This is a genomic window from Hymenobacter agri (genome assembly GCF_054778495.1).
In genome coordinates this window covers 1-1,883 of the sequence record NZ_BAAGZM010000729.1, presented here as the reverse complement: position 1 = coordinate 1,883, position 1,883 = coordinate 1, and the positions used below count along the sequence as shown (strand labels likewise).

Sequence of the window (1,883 nt, the reverse complement as noted above, 5' to 3'; positions counted from 1 at the left end):
GCTGGCCAGCGCGCCGTGCGTCAGCCCGAAGCCGCGGATGAATGCCAGCGCCGGCGCCACCTGCGGCTGGTAGCGGTTGATAACGGCCAGCTTAAGCACGTCCTGCGCGGTATCCGACACGGCGTGGCCGTTTTCGATGCGCGCCGGCACATCAACGCGGGCCGTGATGAGCTGGCCATCGAAGCACTCGATGACGCGCAGGGTGGCGTTTTCGGCGGGCACGGGCAGGGCGAAATCGGCCGGCTGCACGGGCTGGGCGTGGAAGTTGTTGACTACTGCAATGGGCGCGGCGGGCAGGTGCGACTGGCCATTTTCGGCCACCAGCTGGCCGTCGAGGTAGGTTTTTTGTACCTCAAAATTCACCAGGTCCTTCACCACGATGAAGTCGGCCGGGTCGCCTTCGGCCAGCAGGCCCACGGGCAGGTGGTAGTGCTTCACGGGGCTGATGCATGCCGCGCGCAGCACGTTGAACACGTCGTTGCCTAAGGCCACGGCCCGCTGCACAAGCTGGTTGATGTGGCCGAGGATGAGCGTGTCGGGGTGCTTGTCGTCGGAGCAGAACATGAGGTTAGCGTAGTGCTCGGGCATGAGCTCGATGAGGGCATCGAAGTTGCGGGCGGCCGAACCCTCACGAATCAGGATTTTCATGCCCACGGCTAGCTTGTCGCGGGCCTCGGCGGCCGTAAAGCACTCATGGTCGGTGCTGATACCGGCGCTGGCGTAGTGGGCGGCATCGTCGCCGCGCAGGCCGGGGGCGTGGCCGTCCACGGGGCGACCGGCGGCGTGGGCGAGGGCAATTTTGGCCATCACGTCGGCGTCGCGGTGCAGCACGCCGGGCCAGTTCATCATCTCGGCCAGGTAGCCGATTTTGGGGTTCTCAAATAGCTTCCTGATATCGTCGGCCGTGATTTCGGCCCCGGCCGTTTCGAACGGCGTGGCCGGCACGCAGCTCGGTGCGCCGAAGCAGAACTTGAACGGCGAGTGCGCCGCGTTTTCCAGCATGAACTCCACGCCGGCTACGCCCAGCACGTTGCCGATTTCGTGCGGGTCGCTCACCGTGGCCACCGTGCCGTGCGCCACGGCCAGACGGGCAAACTCAGTGGGCACCAGCAGCGAGCTTTCGACGTGCACGTGGGCATCGACGAAGCCGGGCAGGGCGTAGGGTAGGGCCGGGTCGGGCGCGGTGGCCCCGGCAATGGGCGTGATGTGGGCAATGCGCCCGCCTTCGACTGAAATAATGGCGGGCTGAATGGAACGGGAAAAAACGTCGACGACGTTGGCGGTGAGCGAGAAATCAGCAGACATACACAAAGGGAATTGGGGGCGACCTTCCGGCCCCCGGCCGGGTTAGCGCCGGCAAAGAACCTTATATTTGACAAAAAACCGTTTCCGGTGAGAAAGAACCTGGCCCTTTTGCTCCTCGTGCTGCCGCTGCTGCTGGCCGAAGGCGGCTGCGCCCGCCGCACCGCCCAGCAGAAAAAAACGTCGTGGTACAAGCACCACAGCGGCGGCAAATCGGTGCCCTGCCCGTGTGGGCACTAGGCTGCCTGCTTGAATAGCTTCTGTAACGAAGCAGAGACGCAATATTTTGCGTCTCGTCGGGCGCGCCGCCAGCGTGGGCTGCAACATTATCTTCCAACGCGAGCCGTTCAACGACGAGACGCAAAATATTGCGTCTCGACCCCCGCTGATTCCACGCAACCCTCCGCCGCGCATCTGGCTCTACCTCTCATGCAAAACTCCTTCTTTTCCGGTGGGTTGCTGCTGCTGTCGCTGCTGAGCTTCGGCAGTGCGGCCCAGATACCCTACCGCACCTCGCGCCCGGCCGCGGCCACCGGGAATACTACCCCCGCCACCGGCCGCCGGGCCGACTACCCGCTGAC

The 1,883-nt window shown here is 64.6% G+C and carries 1 protein-coding gene; it reads right to left on the bottom strand.

Features of this window, described 5'->3' with window-relative positions; genetic code table 11:
- The coding region (locus ACYVDE_RS21480; RefSeq protein ID WP_460503582.1) for an amidohydrolase family protein at positions 1–1,305 on the bottom strand (1,305 nt) is incomplete at its 3' end.
- Positions 1,306–1,883: the final 578 nt, after the last annotated feature.